The sequence below is a fragment of the Rhizorhabdus sp. P4_G5 genome, assembly GCF_056401065.1.
Window position 1 is genome coordinate 1 of the sequence record NZ_JBFUKB010000009.1, and the last position, 20,412, is coordinate 20,412.

General features: G+C 55.4%; 15 protein-coding genes and 1 tRNA gene. 4 read left to right on the top strand and 12 right to left on the bottom strand.

The features are described 5' to 3' along the window. Positions 1–88 precede the first annotated feature (88 nt). The 3 genes from AC1DQK_RS15635 to AC1DQK_RS15645 form a co-directional block, all read right to left on the bottom strand. Positions 89–163, bottom strand: a tRNA-Val gene (locus AC1DQK_RS15635). A gap of 445 nt (positions 164–608) precedes the next feature. Continuing rightward, positions 609–1,247 (bottom strand): hypothetical protein, encoded by a 639-nt coding sequence (locus tag AC1DQK_RS15640; RefSeq protein WP_477872145.1) that lies wholly within the window; start codon positions 1,245–1,247, stop codon positions 609–611. A 479-nt stretch (positions 1,248–1,726) separates the two neighbouring features. Next, positions 1,727–3,163 carry an MBOAT family O-acyltransferase gene (locus tag AC1DQK_RS15645; protein WP_477872147.1) on the bottom strand — a complete coding sequence of 479 codons (1,437 nt, stop codon included), beginning with the start codon at positions 3,161–3,163 and terminating at the stop codon, positions 1,727–1,729. A gap of 1,252 nt (positions 3,164–4,415) precedes the next feature. Here AC1DQK_RS15645 and AC1DQK_RS15650 point away from each other — a divergent pair. The 3 genes from AC1DQK_RS15650 (at position 4,416) to AC1DQK_RS15660 (ending at position 8,101) form a co-directional block, all read left to right on the top strand. Continuing rightward, positions 4,416–5,507, top strand: a complete 1,092-nt coding sequence (locus tag AC1DQK_RS15650) for a Gfo/Idh/MocA family protein (protein WP_477872149.1) — start codon at positions 4,416–4,418, stop codon at positions 5,505–5,507. Then, positions 5,504–6,817, top strand: coding sequence for a Gfo/Idh/MocA family protein (locus AC1DQK_RS15655; RefSeq protein WP_477872151.1), 1,314 nt, complete (start codon positions 5,504–5,506; stop codon positions 6,815–6,817). Before AC1DQK_RS15650 ends, AC1DQK_RS15655 begins: the two co-directional genes overlap by 4 nt. 81 nt (positions 6,818–6,898) lie before the next feature. Next, the gene (locus tag AC1DQK_RS15660) at positions 6,899–8,101 is read left to right on the top strand and encodes a glycosyltransferase (RefSeq protein ID WP_477872153.1); all 1,203 of its coding nucleotides are present in this window, start codon (positions 6,899–6,901) and stop codon (positions 8,099–8,101) included. Positions 8,102–8,128: 27 nt separating this feature from the next. Here the strand turns inward: AC1DQK_RS15660 and AC1DQK_RS15665 are convergent, their stop codons facing one another. The 4 genes from AC1DQK_RS15665 to AC1DQK_RS15680 all read right to left on the bottom strand — a co-directional run bounded on the left by AC1DQK_RS15665 (position 8,129) and on the right by AC1DQK_RS15680 (position 12,679). Next, positions 8,129–8,878, bottom strand: coding sequence for a class I SAM-dependent methyltransferase (locus AC1DQK_RS15665; protein WP_477872155.1), 750 nt, complete (start codon positions 8,876–8,878; stop codon positions 8,129–8,131). Between the two features lie 187 nt (positions 8,879–9,065). Further along, positions 9,066–10,331, bottom strand: coding sequence for a glycoside hydrolase family 16 protein (locus tag AC1DQK_RS15670; RefSeq protein ID WP_477872157.1), 1,266 nt, complete (start codon positions 10,329–10,331; stop codon positions 9,066–9,068). A 156-nt stretch (positions 10,332–10,487) separates the two neighbouring features. Next, the gene (locus AC1DQK_RS15675) at positions 10,488–11,819 is read right to left on the bottom strand and encodes a hypothetical protein (protein ID WP_477872159.1); all 1,332 of its coding nucleotides are present in this window, start codon (positions 11,817–11,819) and stop codon (positions 10,488–10,490) included. A 203-nt stretch (positions 11,820–12,022) separates the two neighbouring features. After that, the gene (locus AC1DQK_RS15680; protein WP_477872299.1) at positions 12,023–12,679 is read right to left on the bottom strand and encodes a polysaccharide biosynthesis/export family protein; all 657 of its coding nucleotides are present in this window, start codon (positions 12,677–12,679) and stop codon (positions 12,023–12,025) included. Positions 12,680–12,752: 73 nt separating this feature from the next. Between AC1DQK_RS15680 and AC1DQK_RS15685 the strand changes: the two genes are divergently transcribed. Then, complete coding sequence (locus AC1DQK_RS15685; RefSeq protein ID WP_477872161.1) at positions 12,753–13,535, top strand: metallophosphoesterase; 783 nt, start codon at positions 12,753–12,755, stop codon at positions 13,533–13,535. On the opposite strand, the gene AC1DQK_RS15690 is transcribed toward AC1DQK_RS15685, so the two are convergent. The 5 genes from AC1DQK_RS15690 to AC1DQK_RS15710 are packed head-to-tail and all read right to left on the bottom strand — an operon-like array spanning position 13,513 to position 20,040. Further along, positions 13,513–14,304 (bottom strand): glycosyltransferase family 25 protein, encoded by a 792-nt coding sequence (locus AC1DQK_RS15690; RefSeq protein ID WP_477872163.1) that lies wholly within the window; start codon positions 14,302–14,304, stop codon positions 13,513–13,515. The two genes, AC1DQK_RS15685 and AC1DQK_RS15690, sit on opposite strands and share 23 nt — an antisense overlap. Further along, a complete protein-coding gene (locus AC1DQK_RS15695; protein WP_477872165.1) occupies positions 14,301–15,701 on the bottom strand; it encodes an O-antigen ligase family protein in 1,401 nt (466 codons plus the stop codon). Before AC1DQK_RS15695 ends, AC1DQK_RS15690 begins: the two co-directional genes overlap by 4 nt. Next, positions 15,698–16,429 carry a hypothetical protein gene (locus tag AC1DQK_RS15700; protein WP_477872167.1) on the bottom strand — a complete coding sequence of 244 codons (732 nt, stop codon included), beginning with the start codon at positions 16,427–16,429 and terminating at the stop codon, positions 15,698–15,700. Before AC1DQK_RS15700 ends, AC1DQK_RS15695 begins: the two co-directional genes overlap by 4 nt. After that, complete coding sequence (locus AC1DQK_RS15705; protein WP_477872169.1) at positions 16,371–18,581, bottom strand: GumC family protein; 2,211 nt, start codon at positions 18,579–18,581, stop codon at positions 16,371–16,373. Before AC1DQK_RS15705 ends, AC1DQK_RS15700 begins: the two co-directional genes overlap by 59 nt. Positions 18,582–18,615: 34 nt before the next feature. Continuing rightward, complete coding sequence (locus tag AC1DQK_RS15710; protein WP_477872171.1) at positions 18,616–20,040, bottom strand: outer membrane beta-barrel protein; 1,425 nt, start codon at positions 20,038–20,040, stop codon at positions 18,616–18,618. Between the last annotated feature and the right edge of the window lie 372 nt (positions 20,041–20,412).

Below are 20,412 nucleotides of genomic sequence, written 5' to 3' on the forward strand. Positions count from 1 at the left end.
CTGCCCGCGGGCGCGGCTCTCGACGAGCCCGCGATCCACCAGCAACTGATCCGCGCGCACGCCGGCGGCCATGAATGCCCTTTGCATCTGGTGGGCGGTGACGGGCTCGAACCGCCGACCCTCTCGGTGTAAACGAGATGCTCTACCACTGAGCTAACCGCCCTTGGCGTCGAAATACAGGCTTTCGGCAGCAGTGCAAGCCTCGGACAGCGCTCCGTCCTAAAAGGAGCCCATATGGCTGAGCGGTTAGCATACCGTAGAAACCGAACGAGATTGACGGTCGCTTGTAGTGCATACATCGCGCGCAAATCCCTATGCGGCCTGCAAGGCATTCTTCCGCGGAGGTGGTCGGGAGCCGCCTTCGCCGACTAAAATCGGAGCCGAAGATTGCCATAGCCTGCATCGTCGTCGATGGGGATTCGATGCTAAACTCTTGGATTTCCGTTGCTTCGTACCGCCGGCCACCTCGCATAGTCAATGTTTTGAGCAGCGGCGGCGCGGATGAGACTAAAGCTTGGGGTTACCGTCTTGCGGGGGCCGACCGAGGAAGGGAAAGGCCCGGCAGTCGATCCCGCGCTCACGCGCCGGACAACACATCCGATGAGACACTAGTGCAATTGTGAAGACTTGCATTTCCTTGCGAATGCCAACATTTTTGAACTCGTTAAATACTGTGTCATTGCCGCCGCCGCTAGTGCATGGCCTTGCGCATTGATATGCCCGTTTATAGGGTAAAATATGTGCGAGCTTGGGGTATGTGGGGCAATTTTTCGTGTAATATCCACAAACCCTATGCCATAATTATTGGCGATATTTTGCAAGGCACGCGGAAGAATATCAGGATGGAAGTCCGGGTTTTTCTGCTGTGAGGCTATAAGCGATGCCTGTGCACGCTGCGGGATATATAATAATAGGGTGGGAACTGACCGACGTTTGGCAATTATATCGATGCTCGCCATTGCTTCGTCGAAGCTCTCAACCCTTCGCTGCCAGCCCTCCGGCATCGGAGCTCGCATGAAATCAGCACCCCTGCCGAGGGCAAGATAGAAGGGAACGTAGGAGGCATCGTCGCGCAACAGCAGATATGACTCCATATAGAGCAGGCTCGATGCGGAAACCCTTTGCCGTGCCTGCCGTAACCAATTCGGTTTGGCTGGGTCCTTCGCGGCGCCGATGCCGCCTCCGCCGGAGGGTTCAAAATCAAACGGTGTGACCACGAGCACTAGCGCGTCCGGACCGAGCCGCATCGCTTCGGAGGCACTCGCTACTAGCCTGCGCTCTACATTCCCCGGAGCTCCCAAATTCTGGAATTCCACTGGACGCCCACATCGTTTGGTTAGTGCGCGCGCGCCACGAGCGGCTAGCGTATAGGCGTATGGCGTTAGATAGCCTGCACTTGTCGAGCTTCCGATAACTGCGATTCGAAGCGAACCAGCGGGCTTTGGCCCGCAAGGTTCGGGTGTCCGATAGCCACATTCGTTATATTTATTCGTTACCCATGGACCTTCGGCGGCCTTGGTACGGGAAACACAGCGCGGCCTGCCATGATAGACCATGGTTTTTGTCTCTACGATGCAGCTGTCCTCTAGCTCGGAAGCATGTGTTCTCCGCAAAATAAGCTCTGCAGGCACCAGCATCAATGCTAGTGTGGCGAGGGCGATGAGGGGCAGTAGAACAATGTCGCGTTTGGGAAGCGGCCACCATCGAACAGGTGAGGATAGCGCCATTAAAAGTCCTTATAGATAATTTCCGGCGGTGCAGCGTTCATAACCCCTTGGACAGCAATCAGAAAAACAAGTTGGATGGATATCAAAAAGGTCCGTACATATCGCGAACGCAAGAGTGGGCGTCCCTCTGCGGTGGGCGATAGTATCAAGTTGCGGAGGTCGATTAAACCCTCAAGAGCCAGAGCGGCTAGGATCGGCAGCAGCATCCAACCAATTATAATCGCAGAGGGGCCCATCGCCACCGCAATCGCTTCCAGCTGCGGCCAGTCCGACCAGAACCAAAGGAGGGTGAACGAAACCCAGCTAAAGGTCAGGCCACGTCCAACGAATAGGTACAGCTGTGATCTAGTGAGAGCAGCAAAGCGTTTTCGGCCAAAGTGTTTGGTCGCCACGATGCGATAGGATTGGTTTGCTGCAACGCCAAATCCGTTGAGGAGTCCGAAAAACAGGAATTTGGATGTGCGTCCATGCCAGGCGCCAATCAGGAAGAATGTAGCGAAAAGTGCGATCGTGCCAGCATAGGGGATAAAACTTGGACTCCGGATCCGCCGCATCATCGTCGTGAGCAATGGGTTGTACACATATGTCTTGAGCCAATTAGACAAGGTCATGTGCCAGCGGCTCCAATAATCGATGAAGCTTGTCGCTGTGAACGGCCGATTGAAATTTTCGGGCAATTCGATACGGAAGAACCGAGCAATTCCAATGACGAAATCAGTGTACCCCGAGAAGTTGAAGTATAGATAGACCGGATACAGAGCGGCGAGGGCGATGCCGTTCACCATGCGCTCGCTCCAATAGGCGTTGGCTATCACTTCGGCTGCGAGATGACGTTGAATTAGCTGAATGATCACCGCCACAACCAGTATTTTGAACGCGCCGCCGACGATCCGTTCACATCCAGCTCCGATATCGGTGAACTTGAGTTCGAAGGGTGCGTCGATGGCCGTCCGACGATAGTCCTCGTAACGCTGTATGGGACCGGAGGTCAGGCTTGTGAAATTCAAGGTGAAATTGAGATAATCAACAAGATTCATCCGCGGCATTTGTTCCGGAAAGCGCGAATCGACAACCAAATGCATTACACGAAAGAACACGTAAGACAGTCCGACTAACAGATAGGGCGAAGTGATGAAGAGCGTTTTGGGGACGAATGTATATTGCTTCAGCCAGAAAAACGCTGTCAGGACGCCGACGACCGAAGCAACATAGGTCACGGTAGATACGCCCCTACGGATCAGCAGGATAAGGCCGAATCCACCCGCGAGGAACCCGGCGTAGGGTATCAGTTCGGCCAGATCATCAGCAAAGCTCACGAGAAAGAAGATATTGGTCAGCAGTAGGACGGTTTGCCTCCACCACAGCGCACGATGCACATTGAAGAGACACGCTGCAACGCCTGCGAGGAACAGGAATGAAACGGATGGTACACCCATGCCTCTAGTCCGCCTCTCTTGCCGGCAGCGATGACACCAATTGCGCGAAGGTGTCGCGCTTAGGCCGATCTCGGCCACTAAGGCGCACCGGGCGCCCCTTGGGAATGCGGAGTTGGATAGACGGTTTGGTTCCCGGCGGCCTTGTTTTCGCGACCAAGGAGCGCGAGGTGGGTGTGGATTTCATCCTCCATCGCCATTGGCCGACCCTGTCCTTAGGGTACGACCACGTGACAGCGTGACGAGCACGCGCAATGACGATTGGACGAACTGGCTCGACTCAGCCCAAACGCTACCCTGAGCAACGTATGGTCGAACGGACGATAACCTCCCGCTTGCGGGTGGCAACCGAATATCAAATAGGGTCTCACGAATCGAGAAGCCCGATGCTGCCTTCCGATCTATGACAGCCAGGTCCTCAGAATCGAATCTGCCTCCGCAGCGATCAGGAAGGCTCCCCAAAAATTCTAACTTCATTCCTAACGTGATGCTCCTGGAGTGGACAAACCGTTTCGGGTAAGCCGATATCGCATCCTCGGCCGTCTGTCGATTAAGCAGAGGCGGCCAGCAGGCATTACTACGCCTTCCACAGCCCAGTTGAGGGTCGGCATGCCAACCACCATCGTGGGCCGCTGCTGACAAAGCCCGCTCGGGCAGGGCGAGTATGCCGGTTGCCTGGACTGATCTGCTTTCGGGCCGCCTTACAACCGTTATTCAACCCTTCCCGGTAACCCGCAACCCTTGGGCGCATGGCTGAAGCGCAAGGCGGCGGAATTAGCAGATATTGCCGGACTGCTGAGACATCGCGCGTATGGGCTCTGTGACAGCCTTGGGAATATCTATTCGCGAACTGGCGACCAGATCGGCCGCTCGATACATCGAAAGTCGCGCCGCGAAGGTGCCGTATACTGCAGTGCGTCACACCCATTGGGGCACACCCGTCGAGGCGGGCGGAACGGGTGCCCACGGCACCGCTGGTGTTTCGTCGGAAGAAAAGCGGTCCTCCGAATTTATTGCCTTGATCAGCCGGGCTTCGAGCGCTCTTATGGCGGTCGGCCAACGATCGGACCGTCCCGCGTGAGATGCAGGCTGAATTGGAGCTATATCGGGTGTTCGAGGTCAAAAATGCTGCGTCGCAGAAGGTTGTTGAAGCCGCTCCGCATTGGAAGGCCGTGATGGGGTCGTGGCGACGCGCCTTTACGGATCAACGCATCCGATCACGAATCGGTGAGCGCGCTGCTACGAAACGCCGCGAATGACGAAATTCCGTTGGGGTATATTTGGGACAGGAGCGATCTCTGCCAAATTTGCATCGGGGCTGGCTGCTGCGCGCGATGCGGAGGTCTCTTTCATTGCGTCACGCTCCCTAGCCAGATCGCAGGCGTTCGCGGCGGCAATGGGTATCGGAACTGCCGTTGAGGGCTATTCGGAAGCAGTGGCTCGTTGCGGCGTCGATGCCATCTACATTGCTACGCCACCCTCGGCTCATCTCGACCATGCACTGCTCTGCATTGAAGCGGGCATTCCAGTGCTGGTTGAAAAACCCTTCGCCTCCACTGCCGTGGAAGCTAACAGGATCGCCGATGCAGCGCGCTCGCATTCGGTCTTCGCGATGGAAGCGATGTGGACGCGCTTCCTTCCCGCCGCCCAAGCTATGCGTGAAAAGCTGCTGGCACGAGATATTGGCGATGTCCGGCTTGTCTCGGGAAACTTCGGCATTTCCTATGCGCCTGATCGCGCCGAGAGCATGTTCAACGCCGCCCTCGGCGGCGGTGCCCTGTCTCATCTCGGCGCCTATCCGCTATCCCTATCGCAGTGGTTGTTTGGATCACCTCAACTGACTCATGCCATGGGGACGATAGGATCAACCGGAGTCGACGAGGATGTGGCTTTCCAATTGCGCTACACGCGCGACGTCCTCGGGTCTTTCTTCGTCAGTCTTCGCGCATGGGCTCCCGACAGCTTTCATCTGCTCGGTACAGGTGGAATGATCGGCGTGCGCGGTTCAATCGTTCGCCCCCATGGGTTAGACGTAGCGCACGAGACGCCCCGCAGCTCTGAAGAGTTTTCTCTTGGTTGGCGCGCGCGCCTGCGTCAACATCCGCTAGTGCATCACCTAGCTCAGCGCCTGGGCCGATCAAGCCGCGGCCGTGGCGTTCGCCACGATTATCGCTATGCCGGCAATGGGTACGCCTATGAGGCCAATGAGGTGCGAGCCTGCATCGAGCGCGGTGACATAGAAAGTAAGATCATGCCGTTGAGCGATAGCGTTGCTGTGGCCACAACTATGGACATGATTCGCACCGCCGTCTCGAAACAGGCATGCACAGGGAGTATCGCGCAATGAAGATCGCCTTCGTCGGATGCGGATATGTATTCGATATTTATATGCGGACCAAATGGGCTCACCCTGAGCTTGAAGTATGTGGCGTATTTGATATCGATCTGAGCCGTTCTCATGCCGTTTCTCGGCATTATGGGTTCAACGTCTACCCCAGCTATGACGCCCTGCTCGGTGATCCTGATGTGGATGTCGTTATAAACCTCACCAGCATCCAATCGCATTATGACTCGGTCCGGCGAGCACTCGAAGCTGGCAAACACGTATATTCCGAGAAACCCATTACCACCGATCTCACTCAAACACGGGAGCTCTTTGCACTGGCAGAGGCGCGCGGCTTGGTCTTAACTGCGGCGCCGTGTAACATATACAGTGACGCGGTCATTACCATGGTGAAAGCGATCCGCGACGGGGCAATCGGTAAACCCGTACTGGTATATGCAGAACTCGACGATAACCCTGCGCATCTAATGGGTCTAGAGACGGTGCAGAGTCCAACAGGAGCTCCGTTCCCCTATGCGGAAGAACTGCAGGAGGGTTGCACTGTTGAGCATGTCGGATATCATCTGGTGTGGTTATGTGCGCTGTTTGGGCCAGTCAAATCCCTTACCGCATTTTCTAATATACTGGTTGAGCACAAGACCAAGACGCCTCTTGTTCCTTCCGACACACCTGACTTCTCGGTTGGCTGTCTCAACTTCGCAAATGGCGTAGCGGCCCGCGTTACCTGCTCCTGGGTAGCACCGAGGGACCACCGGTTCCGCGTTATCGGCCTTGAAGGCGAGATCAGCGTAGACAATGCCTTCCATGATCAGTCACCCGTCCACCTTGAGCGTTTTTCCAAGGTAAGCCTTAGAGCCCGTAAAGCTTATACCATTCGAACCCAACCGCTTATTGCTCGCTTGTTCGGGATCAGCGGCCGCCGACTGTCGTTAATTCGTCGGTGGAAATCTCACGCGGTAGAGGCTGAGCGAGGTGTGGGTAGTTCCATAAAGCACAAATTCGTAAGTTGGCTACGCCGCCGCGAGGTATATGCGCAGGACAAATTGCTCGGCATCGCCGAAATGGTGCGTGCTATATCCGATGGGCGATCACAGCCCACGCCGCCTGATTTTCTCATTCACCTGAATGAACTTACCTTACTAATTCAGCGCGCAGGTCCCGACGGAGCTTTGGTGAAGCCGACCACCAGCTTTGACCCGATCGATTTGTTGTTTGATCTAACGACTCATCCCGGCAATTATCGATCTAACTACCGCCCCCGACTGTTGGAACGGATGACGACCAATGTAATCGAGGCCTTACACCGCCGCTGAGCTTAACGGTAGCAATGGAACCCTTGGATGAGTGGCTCGAGCCTTCATGCCGGTCATTCCAACCCTCTCTTTCGATTTGACATGAAATTGGTACCGCATAATGGGAAATTACACGGCATGAAGATCGCCATGATCGATCCATCGCTTTTCACATGGCCATATGATGCGGCTCTGGCTGAAGGTCTCGAGAGCCAGGGGCACGAGGTGCTGATCTATGGCCGCCGGCCATGGTTCAAGATCAAGAACGAAAAGTATCTGAAAATCCATTTTTATCGTGCGCTGGAACACCGCTTCTTCGAGTATCTTCCGGATAAGCCCTTTTTGATACTGAAAGGCTTGAATCACATCGTTTCGATGTTCAGGCTGATTGGCGAGCTCCGGCGCCAGGATCCGGATATAATACATATCCAATGGTCACCCCTGCCAGTCATCGATCGCCTCCTGATTCGACGGCTGAGGAAGGTCGCGCCCATAGTTTTCACTGTACACGATTCTGCGCCTTTCAACGAATCACCGGCTTCACGGGTTCAGCAACTGGGCTCTACCGAGATCATGAAGCATTTCGACCGTTTGATCGTTCATACCGACAAGGCTAGGCAGCGCGTCGAAAGCTATGGCGTCCCGCCGGAACGGATCAGTCGAATCGCGCATGGTATATTAGACGCGAAGCTGCCAAGCGCGACCGCGAGCGTCCCGCTTACCACGCCCGATGTGATCATTTTTCTTCTCTTCGGTTATATAAAACCCTACAAGGGCTTAGACATCCTTCTTGATGCATTTGCGTCGCTACCGGCGCCACTTCGCAAGCGAAGCCGCGTGAGAATCGTGGGAAAACCGCATATGGACATGAGTGGCATCCTCAATCAAATCGAAGAATTGGCTATTGGGGATCGTGTCGACCTCACCCTGGATTTCATCGAAGATGATGAAATCGGTCCCCTTTTCGCAAGTTCGGACGTTGTTGTGTTTCCGTACCGGGAGATTGATGCGTCAGGCGTGCTGATGCTCGCGCTGCAGGCTGGTAAGCCCATAATCGCTTCAGAGATTGGCTTGTTCGCTGAGCTGTTGGCAGAGAAACATGGTGCTCTGCTCGCTCCGGGGGACACTGCGGGTTTGTCGCGGGCGATGAGCAAACTGATCGAAGATGCTGAGTTTCGTGCAGACTGCAGCCGCGCGGTGCGGGCCCTTAATGACGATATTCCGAGCTGGACTGAGATCGGTCGGCTGACCTCCGAAGTTTATAGCAGCGCAATCCGTGGCCCTACATCGGCCGCCGCGAGCTGATACCGCCCTAGGTGGAGATGGCTAAGGCTATTTGACCATAGTCATGCCGACGTACCAAGCTTGCCAGCGCAGGCCGGGTAAGCGGAAGAATATCCGATCAACGAAGGCCAAGGCGCGGTAGATAGGCCGCATGAGGCGCGTCTTCCGAAATGGGACGACGCCAATGGTGAAAAGCCCATAATGTTTATAATCTACCCTTGAAAACAGCTTATCGCCTAAAGCGAGATCTGCAGAGACCAAGGGGTGCTCATCCGGAGTGCGGCTCTCCGGAGTGGCGCGCCGGTAGAGCTGCAAGATAAAGTTGCCTGCTAGCGGCTCTTGAAAAATTGCGACACCTCCTGGCCGCAAGATCCGACGAATCTCGCGCAGTGATCGCTCCGTGTCGAGGTGATGGATGATCCCGCTCCCATAGACGAGATCGAAGCTGCAGTCGGCGAACCCCGTTTCCATTGCGTCGGCCACTGAAAAGGTCACGTTTTTGGTGCCAGCGGCGCGGGCTAGCGCGTTGGCACTATCAATGGCAACAGGAGAGATATCAATGCCATGGACCGTGCGCGCCACGCTCGCCAGAGAAACGGCATACTCGCCCTCTGCGCAGCCATACTCAAGGACTTCAGCGTCCTTGGCAGCTAGACTGATCGCCTTTTTGTGATTGTTCGTGCAATCTTGCAGAGCCCAATAAAATTTGAGCCTCGGCTCTTCCTGAATATCGGCACCAAATCGACGGTCATGAAAATCTCTTTCTCGCTCGATGCGAGCCGCTTCATCCGATTGCATAGGAACGAAACTCCCTGGCTTTTCACTCTCACGATACCGGTCGGTCGTGCGCAGTCAATGGGTTGTGCTGACGCCGAGAGCCGTAACTTAATCCTTCGAGGGCATAGCGGAGTGGCAGCCAATGACTCAGGGTGTGTGGAAATCGACCGCAGCTATGGTCGCGCGGTAAGATCCATTCTTGCCGGGTTCAATCTGAGCAAGTCGTACGCTTTGAAGGGCGGTTGTCGGAAACCGCTATGTCACCGATACGAAAGCGAAGATATTCGTCTCGCCTGCCGAAAGCTGAAGAGGCTGTTATCGGGCTGTTTATCCATTGGCCTTGCTGGTTCATGCTGCCCAGTGAAAAAAAAGTACTATAGCATCCAGGTTTTAACTTGGCGGGAAGACGGATACTCCAACGGTTCTCGTAGCTGCCATGCCATTTAGTAGTTGGGACCGTTGGTGACAGGAGCTTGATAAGTGCAGTTTGGCCCCGGCTGTCGATGAGCGTTACGGCCAAACTTCGCTCTCGAGGAGTGGCAACAGCATCTATGGCGAGCCGTAGTCGGATAAAGTCACCCGGCCGAGCTACGGTCTGCGACAAAGTCGCCGAGACAAGCCTAGTCTTCGGCATATCATCAATTGAATCATAGCGGCTCTCGTCAAAGCTTGGTGTGTATGCGCTGCCGGCGCAGAACCTCTCTCCATCCTTTCCAGCTGAAAATTGGCAAACCTTTACATAATCGATCATTAGCTTCTGCGGAAATTCGGCATTGGCAATACCGTTGCGCCCAGCCCAGTCACCGCCCACGCCGAGGTTTAGCAGGATGTGCGCTGGCGCGGCCAGATTTCCCGAATTGGTGATCCATCGATAAGATCGCGTCCAGAGCTTTACCCCGTTCAGGTAAGCTGTGACAGTGTCTGGCTTCCACAACAGACCTATTACCTGCCAGCCGGTATTGAATGGTTTGGATCCTCGGAAATACGAGAATTCGCGATTGAACTGGGGAGCACTATAAAGCCAGGCCCCTTGCCGAGGGTCCTTAAACCCCTTTGTGACAACTGATGAATGAAGCATATCGGGACGCGAGTCCCAGCCGTCGATCACGAACTCGAAGGCGTCGATCTCAGGCGGCCAATGCAAATCGCCATCGGCATCATAGTCTGGATTAAGCCAGAAGGCAGGGAAAACTCCCCTAGCGCTGGGCAGAAATATCCTCGCTTCGAAATAGCCATAATAAAAGGTTTGTCGCGATCGAATCATGCCCGACTCGAACTTGGACTGGATGCTGAGTTTCGAAACTGAGCGTGCAATGAGCGACAGATTACCCCCAGCTACGACGTGGTTTGCGTTATCGGCATAGCGTTCAGCTTCGGAGCCGAGGCTTGCTAGTGTACCATGCTGGTAGATGTAACGCGTCGCCCATCGGTCTAGATCGAGGCTGGTGCCTGTGAAATCGTCGAAGAAGACCAAGTGCCATCCTTCGGCCCGCGCGGGCGAACTCGAGCCACTACCCCAGATGCAAATTGCCGCCAGTGTGAAGAGAAGGACGCGGAGAAGTCCGGCCGCTTTACGTGGAAATGGCTCAAACGTAAGCAAGTGGCGACCTCCCAAACCTCGTCGCTTCTACTAAGGGCCTTTCCGGTAAACATCGTGGCCCGGCTCCAGTTCACTTGCGCTCTTCGGGAGTGGTGGTAGGGGAGGGCGGTCACACCAAACGCATAGCAACAAAAGGAGGACAATAATGGGCGACAAGAATATGTAATTTCCTCCCAAGGCATAGACGATCAGCGCAAGTATGGGTAATATTGCCATATCAATGCGCCAGATGGCCGACACAATCAGAGTCGTATATATGACCATTCCGAGCAGACCGTAGTCAATGGTGAGTTTTTGTATTGAGCCAAAGCTCCCCGGTGCCACGAAAGTCGCTCGCTCAGTTGCACCTGGCCCAAAACCAATAAACAAAGTCCGATATTCATCTATGACGGCGTTGATGGAGTTAAATTGCTCCACATACCGGGCATTGCCGCTGCTGCCGCGTGCATTTAACTCTGCGGACCTGCCGATAAGATAGGCGATCTGATCCGGAAAGAGCAGCGCTAAAAGGATAACAGCGAGCGAGCCCATCATGAAAAACGGAATTAGCCGCAGGGCCTGCCGATAAAATACCAGCGCAAAGATCGGCACGGATACTGCAAGGCACAGCAAACCGGTGCCAGACCCTGATACGAGGTAAGCTATGCCAAAAAGCGGTAGGTTCCGAAATCGTTCGAATATAAAATACTCGACACAGACTGCGATAGTCAGAACTTGTGAGAATATAGAAGGCTCGAGCAGGAAAAATCCATTGGACCGTCCTATCCGAGAATAATAATCGGTAACGGCGTTAAAATTGTATCCGCTGTCAGCTAATATAGGGCGTAGAAATGGGAAAAGCTCAGAAAACGAAAAAGCCTTTAATCCAACAAATTGCAAGAAATATTGAGATATTCCGAATATTGCAAGAATTTTACAGTAAAATATGAATATGTCTAGTCCAACCCGTCTCTCGAAATTGTCGCCCGGCCTTACGAGAAATAACATGCAATTTAAGAATAGTGCAATCGGTGATAGGAAACTAATGCCCACTCTGTTGTCGGGTACAATCATCGCTACTGTAGAGCTGGCTACAGCAACGGCGCCTAGAAGAATGAACCACATGATTTGCTTGATGCCGAACTTCGCGCGGCCAGTCGCAAGAAGCCATGATAAGCATGCCATGAAAAGCGGCAGCGCCGCATAAATTGCGCTGCCGCTGAGCTCATAACCAAATCTTTGCAATATTAAGCACGAAATGAAACCAAAGTGGAAAAAAAGGGCGCTCGCGTTGCGATCGCGACCGGATACTGAGGCAAAAGGTGGCAGTGAACGATCACCTTCAGGAGAAATCTCGAGATTTATAGGCGTCACTGATACCATGGTCTAGCACTCATCAAACGGATCGCAGGAGGTTCGGGTGACCGGTCGGCGGTAGCACGATCGGTGTCGCCTCGGGCGATGGGCCCACAACTGGCTAGCCGCATAGCCACACTGCTAACACTTGATTCAAGCAGCGCGGCCTCCTCATGATGCATTGTTCTCCACGACTAGGTCGCGGAGACGCTCGCCGGAACGCAAGCTTCTCAGAAAAACCGTTCTGGAATTCTCAGGATATCGCCGGGCATGACCTGTTCGGACGTGCTGACGGGGCGCTCCTTATGCTCGGGATCGCTCGAACGGATGACCATCACTTTGTCCTTCTTCGCACGATAGGTGTAACCGCCTGCCAGCGCTACGGCGTTGAGCATGTTCATGTCGCTGACATACGCATATTTACCGGGATCCTTCACCTCTCCAATGACATAAAATGGACGATAATTTAGCACTTCCATGGCGACCGAGGGATTCAACATATAACCGCCATTTTTGAGGGACGTGATCACCAAGGCTATGACCTCTGGCACGGTGCGACCTGCTGCGGGGATCGCCCCGACCAACTGGATCGACAAGTTGCCTGACCCATCGACCTCATATTCACCGGACAATGTGTCTTCGTTATACACTGTCAAGCGCACCTTATCACCTGACCCGAGCCGATAGGCTGTCGTGCCCTTTAGTTCCGAAGTGGCAAGACTTTGGGCGACGGCCTCTGGCAGTCTGGCGGCGTTGGGAGCGTTCCGGCTGGGAGCAGGCGATGTAGGCGGCAGAGCTCCGATCTCTGGTGGCATCGGGCCTGCCGCCGTTTGAGATGAAGCAGGCTGCGCCGCTGACAGCATGAGCACAACAACACTAAGACACATATACGTCAAGGGTTTCACCGACAAATCCCGCCTAGATATTAGCCTGCTGGCACTGTACTGCAAAATAGCTCATATGTCCCGTTTATCCTTATCATTTTTGCGCCGCCGCCGTCCACAGCCTCCGCGCGCTGTGTTGCCTCAAGGGTTGAGGGTATACGCTGTCGGCGACGTTCACGGCCGACTCGATTGCTTGCTGATGATGGAGCAGGTAATTTTGCGCGACCTACGAGAGCGTCCTCCGCTGGGAGAGGCCATCGTGATCTTCTTGGGTGACTATATCGATCGCGGGCCGGACTCCCGTGGGGTGGTTAATGTGCTCATTCGCCGGAACTTCGCGGGCTTGGCTGCACGCTTTCTGCTGGGGAACCACGAGGACGCCATGCTGAAATTTCTCAACGATGCCAGTACCGGCGACCCGTGGTTTGCCTATGGGGGCCTGGCGACTCTGGCGAGCTATGGCGTGAGGCCGCTGGGAGGCATACGGAGCGATCGCCTAACCCGGCTGCGGGATGGACTGCTAGCGGTGCTCCCGCCACCTCATATTTCGTTCATCCACAGCCTTGAGCTCTCTATCGAAATCGGAGGCTTTCTGTTCGTCCACGCGGGCGTTCGGCCAGGACGAGAGCTCGTCGCTCAGCGACGAGAGGATCTTCTGACCATTCGCGAACCTTTTCTCGCCAGCTCCAATCTGACCTGGCGAGTAGTACATGGTCATACAATTTTTAACGATGCGGCTATCGGTCCCCACCGGATTTCGCTCGACACGGGCGCGTATGCTACCGGACGTCTCTCTTGCGCCGTCATCGAGGGTGAGAGCGTGGATCTCTTGCAGGCTATTGCGCCGACGAGCTTATGATGTAAGCCGCGCCACAATCGGCGGGATCAATGAAATCCACTGGTGACTTTATGAGGCGATCCGCCTTCCATCTTCTTAAGCGCTCGATTCCATTCCAGCATTGGCGGAAAACCCGATTCGAGATGGTCTCTATAAATTCTTCTCCTTGGCCATGGCCGATCGTGGATGTGCCGTGCCTTTCAAAGAGCGGTGCGGGCAATAGGCAATATTGCGCGATCCCATGTTCCCAGTAGCGGCTGATTACCCAGTCCACCGGAGCGTCAACACGCAGGCCGCATGCCACGAGTGCAGCCGCGCCTTGACGTGTGACGAGATAGCCTTGGGTACCATAGGCATGCCCTTTAAGGCGCAGCAAATGCGAGTGGTCAGAGAGGAATTTGTACCGGGCAACCTCAAAACGGAAGGGGTGGGTGGTGAAGAGCCGGAGTACGCCAATGCCGATGGCTTCCATATCGTTTGCGGCCAGGATGGCCACGACGTTCCAGTCAATGGTCACATCATCTTCGAAGACGATCAACTGATCGTAACTCGACTGCAGCAGCCACTGCCAAAGTTGAAAGTGGCTGGAATAACAGCCGAGTTCGCCAGGACGTAGTGGCCGACCGAAGCGGCGTATCGCTCTACGTTCATCATAGTTGAGCGGCGCTTCACAAGATCGCGCCGCATCAAAGAATTCCCAGAGGACCTGAGATGGCTCGGCCGCACGCGTAAATTCGCTTCGCCGCGCAGTGGCCTCCGGCATGCTGATTATTCGAACCGCGGTTTTCATTCGCGCTGAAGCCTGCCGGCCGCGGAGTGGGGCTCGGCGTCAGAATTTCTGCGCCCCATACCCCTGTTTGAAGTCCAAGCTTGAGCGTTGCCAAGCCCTAATAGCGCGGCGAACATACAGCCGACAGCGGGGATCTGGACGCTGAAATCTAGCGTTGCATGTATTGCAACAAGCGTCGTTGCAGCGAACGCAAGCGATGGAATTATGTTGTCCCGGTTCCGAGTGTAGGCGCCAATCAACACCAGTGCTGCCAACCAGATCAGCACAAGCAGCAGCAACGCCGTAGCCGGCATTCCAATCTCCGTGGCAAGTTCGATATAGGTATTATGGGCGAAGATGTAGGCCTTGTCATCCGGTACCGAGTTGTCTCGAAACATTGGGAAAATCGCCGCGAAGGTGCCGTAGCCACTACCCTGCAACGGCGCTGTATCGATCGCCCGCAGCGCAACCGTGAAGATAGGGAGGCGGTCCACCGTGTCGGTTCCTGCTAAGCGGCTGAGTAGACCTTCGCCACTGGAGCTAAGCAGAGCCAATGCCACTATGAATGAGCAACTCAGAGTGATGAGCCTACTCCGGATCGTCCGAAGCGTCCGACCGACAAGGATCAGCGCGAGCAAGCCTGCCATCGTCGAGACAAAACCCATGCGCGAGTGGCTCTGCATCAATGCCATCGTGATGAGGATAGAACTCGTCGCGTGGATCATGGGCTGGCCCCGCATAGCCTCGATAGCACGGCTAACCAGGCGCAGCGTCGGATCGGAGCGTCGCCAAGCCCGCTGGAAACTGCTCAGGAATAGGGCAGTCGCCGTCAGCAACCCCATCCCGGCGTAGGTGGCATAGGAATTCCGGTTGACGAAGGTCCCGGTAACGTCCCCCTCATAGGCGATGCGCGCGGACCATAGCAGGTAGTGATTGCCTGCAAGGTAGTTAACCAAGCCATAAAAGGCACAAATCGCCGATACATAGGAAAACCAGCGCAGCAATGCATATGCCCTTTCCGGGTCCCGACAGAACTGTAAGGCCAGCCAGAAACAGCCCGAAAAACTCAAGAGTCGAATTAGCGCAGCCAGTGTTGCCTCAGGAGCAACGCTGATCGATGGCTTCAGTGGTGTACCCAGTATCTTGGAAGCGATATCCCAAAGCGGATTGGCGGCTAACGGGAGGAGCTGAATGAGCATCCAAGCGACTACTAGAGAAAATAATATTGCGGGTGGCCACAACAGCTTGCGCCAGACCGGTTCGCTGGCGGAACGATAGCTGATAATTGCGTGGCCGAGCACCAGAGCCGCGATAAGTAGCCCGGTGATGCTCCATGCAAGAGGGTTTTGTCCCCCGCGAGCGAGCGGAAGCAACAGAAGAAGCGTTGGGAAAATGGACCAGAGGCGGATATTCATCATTCTGCTTTAGTGATATCAATCCAGCGGGCGTCGCGATATCCAATCTCATAGGCTGACAACAGATCAGCGTCGTGCCAAAGGACCGCACGTGTGTAGAATTCCGACCCGCTTTTGTAGGCAGCATAGCCGAGTTCTCTAGGGAGCGCCTGAGCCGTCAAGCGGACTTGGTCGTCGAGCATGCGTAGCATCACGCGATCTTTGATTGGGAACATTTGAAACGCGAGCAACAAGCGCGCTTTCATCAGCCGCGGCACGTAGCGCCCAGTCAGCACCGACATTTCCCATGCGCTATACGCGCCGACTCGGTCGCCCCGCCTAGCCCGCAGATAGGCGAGCCTGTTCCAATTATACGGTGATGCTGGCGACGCTGCGAGCGCCTTGCGGACAATCTCCTCCGCATCAAGCCCGACAGCGGAGCGATCACCTTCTGGAAGTGCGAGCAGAGCCGCAGCGCTGTCAGAATAATGGCGCCCGGGCTCGAAGAACAAGGCAGCGCGATAGTTAGCCCGGGCTACCGCGGCCAATTCTATAGGCAACATGTGATCGCCATGGCGGATTCGCTCGACATCGCCGCGGAATGGGGTCGAGATGGCATTTGCGATCACCGACGGTATCGACACAAGCGCAAGGAGCACCGCAAGCGCCGCGGGAACGACTAAAGGATGAAGCTTAGGACTGAGTGCCATAATAGGCGCCATATTTCGAATAATGATATCCTTGATCGCCATACCCGTAATAAGCTTGTCGGCCTAGGTGCACCCGGCTCATCACCGATCCCACCAGCGGGGCGCCGACGCGGTCGATCTGCTTGAGGGTATTTTGGACAACCGGTATGGGCGTGCTTCCCCAGCGGATCACGAGCATCACCTTATCCACCAGTCCCGTCAGTATCTGGCTGTCCGTCATCGGGGTAAATGGCGGTGTATCCATGACCACCATCTCATATTCAGAACGCAGTCTGTGAAGGAGAGATTTCATAGCATCGGACCGCAGCAGATCCGGCGGATTGACCACCCCACTGCCTGCAGTCAGGATCGACAAACCAGTGGCTTTATCGAACACTAACGCGTCCTCCAGCCGAACCTGCCCACCCAAGACCTGGATTAACCCTGGGCCGTTCTCGATGCCGGCCGCGGAATGAACACGAGGATGGCGCATGTCCGCGTCGACCAAGATTGTCCGGGCTCCTGCCTGCGCTGAGACACGAGCGAGACCAAGGCTGACAAATGTCTTGCCCTCGGCGGGAACGGAAGATGTAGTCATGACGACTTTCGGCGGATTATCAACATCCGACAGCGCGATTGCGCTGCGCAATGTGCGCAGCGCTTCCGCGGCCATCGACTGCGGTCGCTCGATAATCGTATCCTCCGGACGGTCATATTCACCGCTTATAATGGGGAGAAACGCCATTGTCGCACCGCCACCCAATTTCTCCACAAGCTCCGCCCCGCGAACCGTATTGTCGAGCTTTTCGAGGATGAGGGCTACAAACGTGCCGAGCAGCAGTCCTGTAAGGATAGACCCAATCAGGGCAAATTTGATGCGAGGGGAACTGGCAAACAGCGGAATGGTAGCCGGCGAGATGATGCGGGATTCCGCGCTCTGAACCTCAATCTGCTGGCCCGTTTCCTTTAGCTGATTGAGAAAAACCTCGTAGATTGACTTGTTGGCATCGGCCTCGCGCTGTAACTCGCGAAGCCGAACCTGAGCTTGACCACCTTGATTGACACGTCCTTCGATGCCCGAAAGGCTTGAGGCGAGGGCGCCTTCCCGCGCGCGTGCTACAGCCACCTCATTCTGGGTGGAAACCGCGACCTTTCGGACTTCGTCTCGGATCTTCGAGCGCAGATCGCGGAGTTCGGCGTTTGCACTGATGAGCTTCGGATGATTTTGTCCGTAGGTTCCCTGAAGCTCGGCGAGCTTGCGCAGCACCTCACTTTCCTGTTCACGCAAGCGCATAATCAGCGGTGACTGAAGAATGATACCTGACGCTTCGATCTCACCTTCGTTCTGACTAAGGGCCCTTATCTGCGATAGCTGCGCCTCCTTTCCAGCGCGTTCCGATCGCGCGAGGATTAGCTGTGAGTTGAGTTCGGACAGCTGCTGTGTGTCCACCGTCTTGCCCTCGGTCGTGTCCGAGAGGCCGTGCTGAACCTGGTAGCCGACCGCGAGGGCGTCTGAACGTACCGCTTCGGTCCGAAGCTCATTGACCCGGCTCTGCAGATATGCAGAAGCACGCCGAGACGCCTCATACTTGGCGTCAATCCCGTCTCGGATGTAAAGGTCGGCGAGTACATTCGCCATTTTTACAGCTTTTAAAGGATCCTTCGAAGTAGCGGATATTTCGATGACATAGGAGCGAGGCATCGCGGTGACGCCAAAAGCCGACCGAACCCTCTCAATAATCCGTGCGCGCTTTTCTGCTAACTGCTTGGGTGACAGGCGAGGTGCAACGGCCGCGTCGTCCGAACCAAACCAACTCGTCGGCCGCAAAATCGAGAAACCCGAGACCGTCCCGTGCGCGTCGGGATTAAATTCCAAGTCCTGATTGAGCTTGAGTTGATCTATCAACAAGCTGATCAGCTTGTTGGACTGCAGTATCGCAACCTGAGTCGCGATCATCGCGTCGTTTGTACCGCCCGAGCGGTCGCCATCGCGGTCCGACTGGATAACTTGCTTATCTGCCAAAATTGCAACTGAAGACTCGGCAGTATAGCGCGGCACCGCCTGCATTAGAATAAGTGAAGTAATGAGCGCAAAAGCGGCGGCGGTTCCAGCAATTATCGTCCACCGTCGCCGAATAAATCGCACTACATCTTCCAACCCCTGTTCGACCCGAACGGGAGTGTGCGGCAGGCTTGGAATATAACGTTCGCTCAACGCACTGGCCTAATTACAAGAAGGATAACGTATTTCAGAGCTGGATATTGATATTCGCGGAAAGCCGGTTGCGATTAAAGGCAGAACCGGGCGTGATTGCTAGCGACGACTTTTTGGTCCATTCGTAACCCAATCCAGCCGATAGATTGCGGCTGAACGCGTATTTCAGTCCGCCCGAGGCAGTATAATATTTTTCTTGGCGCCGCGGCACCGCAACGATACCGCTGCGCAGATAATTATTGATGATGTAGCGCCCCCCTACGTTGATCTTCAGGGTCCGCATTAGCTCATGCTCCGCCCGGAAGGTGAACGTATTCGCGAAATAGCCAGCGTAACCCGCCACCACAGTTTCCTGCCCCTGACGGTCCGCACTTACACGCACCGACGTTAACTCCGTGGGATACCATGTCAGCGCCGCATTATAAGCCGCGCGCTTGAATGTCTTGAAGCGGGGATCGCTGTAATTGCGCCAAAGATAACCGGCAGTCACTTCGCCCACAAGAAGCTGGGTAAATTCGAGCTTGATACCAGCACTGGCCCGGTAGCTTTTGGAGTCGCGGGAGAATCCTGAGTCGTCGAGCGGATCGCTATAATTAACGTCGGCATAGGCAAACCGTGTCAGAATACTGTAACCGGGCGAAAATTCATAGCTTACACGACTCGCGATAGTGTATTCTGCGCGATCCCGGTCGTTATTGTTGGTTATCCCGCCGCCGATTTGAGCCGCATTATAATAATTGAAGTCGCTATATGTACCCGTCAGGGCCATGCCGAGGCGAGCCACGTCACGAGATACCTCTGCGCCAAACTCGCCATTCTTATATAGTGTCGGCCGCAAATTTGTCGTCAAGGCATTCGGATCGCCACGATCTTCATGATCCTGCCTATATCGGCCATAAGCTGACACGAACGTCCCAGCCGACAATTCATATTTGTTGTCTAATCCGATCGTCCAGTCGGTTCGAGACTCGCTATGGTTATCCTTGAACTCCAGTCTATCGACCGCCGCCGTCACGTTGATCGTATAGGGGTCGGCCTTTCCCGTTAGGCGGAAGCTAGGCGAAATCCGGAACACGACGTCATCAGTCTTGGCCTCTAAGGCATAGATGTTGTCGTTGTATGTAACCGCCGTTTCCAACCGGGGCAGCAGCGTAAACACTCCAAAGCGCGCGCCGACTGGCTCAAAAGAGATGCGGTCGACGTCATCGAGATGGGGCGGCCGATCAATGGGCGGCGCAATTGGCGCCTTTTCGGACACCACTTGAGCCCAGGCAGATGTTCCAGACAGCAACATCAGCCCGAGCACTGCCAGATTAATTCTATGCCCCGCCATCACACGCCCCCAAACCAAAACTAAAAAATCCATGCGGCAGCGAATATCGCGGCTATGCAGGGCTCCCAGTTGCGTCTGCAGCTGGCTCGGTCGTGGTGACCAGATTGACCCCGGCGCCACCTCCATCCGGCGTCACGCCGGGAGTCGTGGAGCCGGTTGGGCCGGCGGCGGCCAGTTGAGCTGCAACATCGACTGTGGAGGCCTGCGCGAGGAGGGTTGCTACATCCGGAACGCCCGCGATGCCGGCACTCCCCACCGCTGCCGAAAGCGTTGCGATAGACTGACCAGATGCCTGAGCCGCCACCGCAATAAGAACCGCCGCGGCTGCAGCGCGAGCGGAGGGCGACAGCGATCTCAGCGCGGCCGCAACCAGATTGGCCACATTCGCGCCAGGGACAGCAGAGGCTGCGGAGACTATCAGGGCTGCGGATTGAGGTGACGCTGCTATCGCCGCCGCTACAAGCGCCGAGGCATTGGCCGGAGTTAACAGCACCGCCG

Bases quoted from the DNA above. Each gene is read 5' to 3' on its own strand.
- AC1DQK_RS15695 (WP_477872165.1), bottom strand. From the start codon at position 15,701: ATGATGAATATCCGCCTCTGGTCCATTTTCCCAACGCTTCTTCTGTTG.
- AC1DQK_RS15645 (WP_477872147.1), bottom strand. From the start codon at position 3,163: ATGGGTGTACCATCCGTTTCATTCCTGTTCCTCGCAGGCGTTGCAGCG.
- AC1DQK_RS15700 (WP_477872167.1), bottom strand. From the start codon at position 16,429: ATGGCGATCAAGGATATCATTATTCGAAATATGGCGCCTATTATGGCA.
- AC1DQK_RS15640 (WP_477872145.1), bottom strand. From the start codon at position 1,247: ATGCGGCTCGGTCCGGACGCGCTAGTGCTCGTGGTCACACCGTTTGAT.
- AC1DQK_RS15675 (WP_477872159.1), bottom strand. From the start codon at position 11,819: ATGGTATCAGTGACGCCTATAAATCTCGAGATTTCTCCTGAAGGTGAT.
- AC1DQK_RS15655 (WP_477872151.1), top strand. From the start codon at position 5,504: ATGAAGATCGCCTTCGTCGGATGCGGATATGTATTCGATATTTATATG.
- AC1DQK_RS15660 (WP_477872153.1), top strand. From the start codon at position 6,899: ATGAAATTGGTACCGCATAATGGGAAATTACACGGCATGAAGATCGCC.
- AC1DQK_RS15690 (WP_477872163.1), bottom strand. From the start codon at position 14,304: ATGAAAACCGCGGTTCGAATAATCAGCATGCCGGAGGCCACTGCGCGG.
- AC1DQK_RS15665 (WP_477872155.1), bottom strand. From the start codon at position 8,878: ATGCAATCGGATGAAGCGGCTCGCATCGAGCGAGAAAGAGATTTTCAT.
- AC1DQK_RS15685 (WP_477872161.1), top strand. From the start codon at position 12,753: ATGTCCCGTTTATCCTTATCATTTTTGCGCCGCCGCCGTCCACAGCCT.
- AC1DQK_RS15710 (WP_477872171.1), bottom strand. From the start codon at position 20,040: ATGGAGGTGGCGCCGGGGTCAATCTGGTCACCACGACCGAGCCAGCTG.
- AC1DQK_RS15650 (WP_477872149.1), top strand. From the start codon at position 4,416: ATGACGAAATTCCGTTGGGGTATATTTGGGACAGGAGCGATCTCTGCC.
- AC1DQK_RS15680 (WP_477872299.1), bottom strand. From the start codon at position 12,679: ATGTGTCTTAGTGTTGTTGTGCTCATGCTGTCAGCGGCGCAGCCTGCT.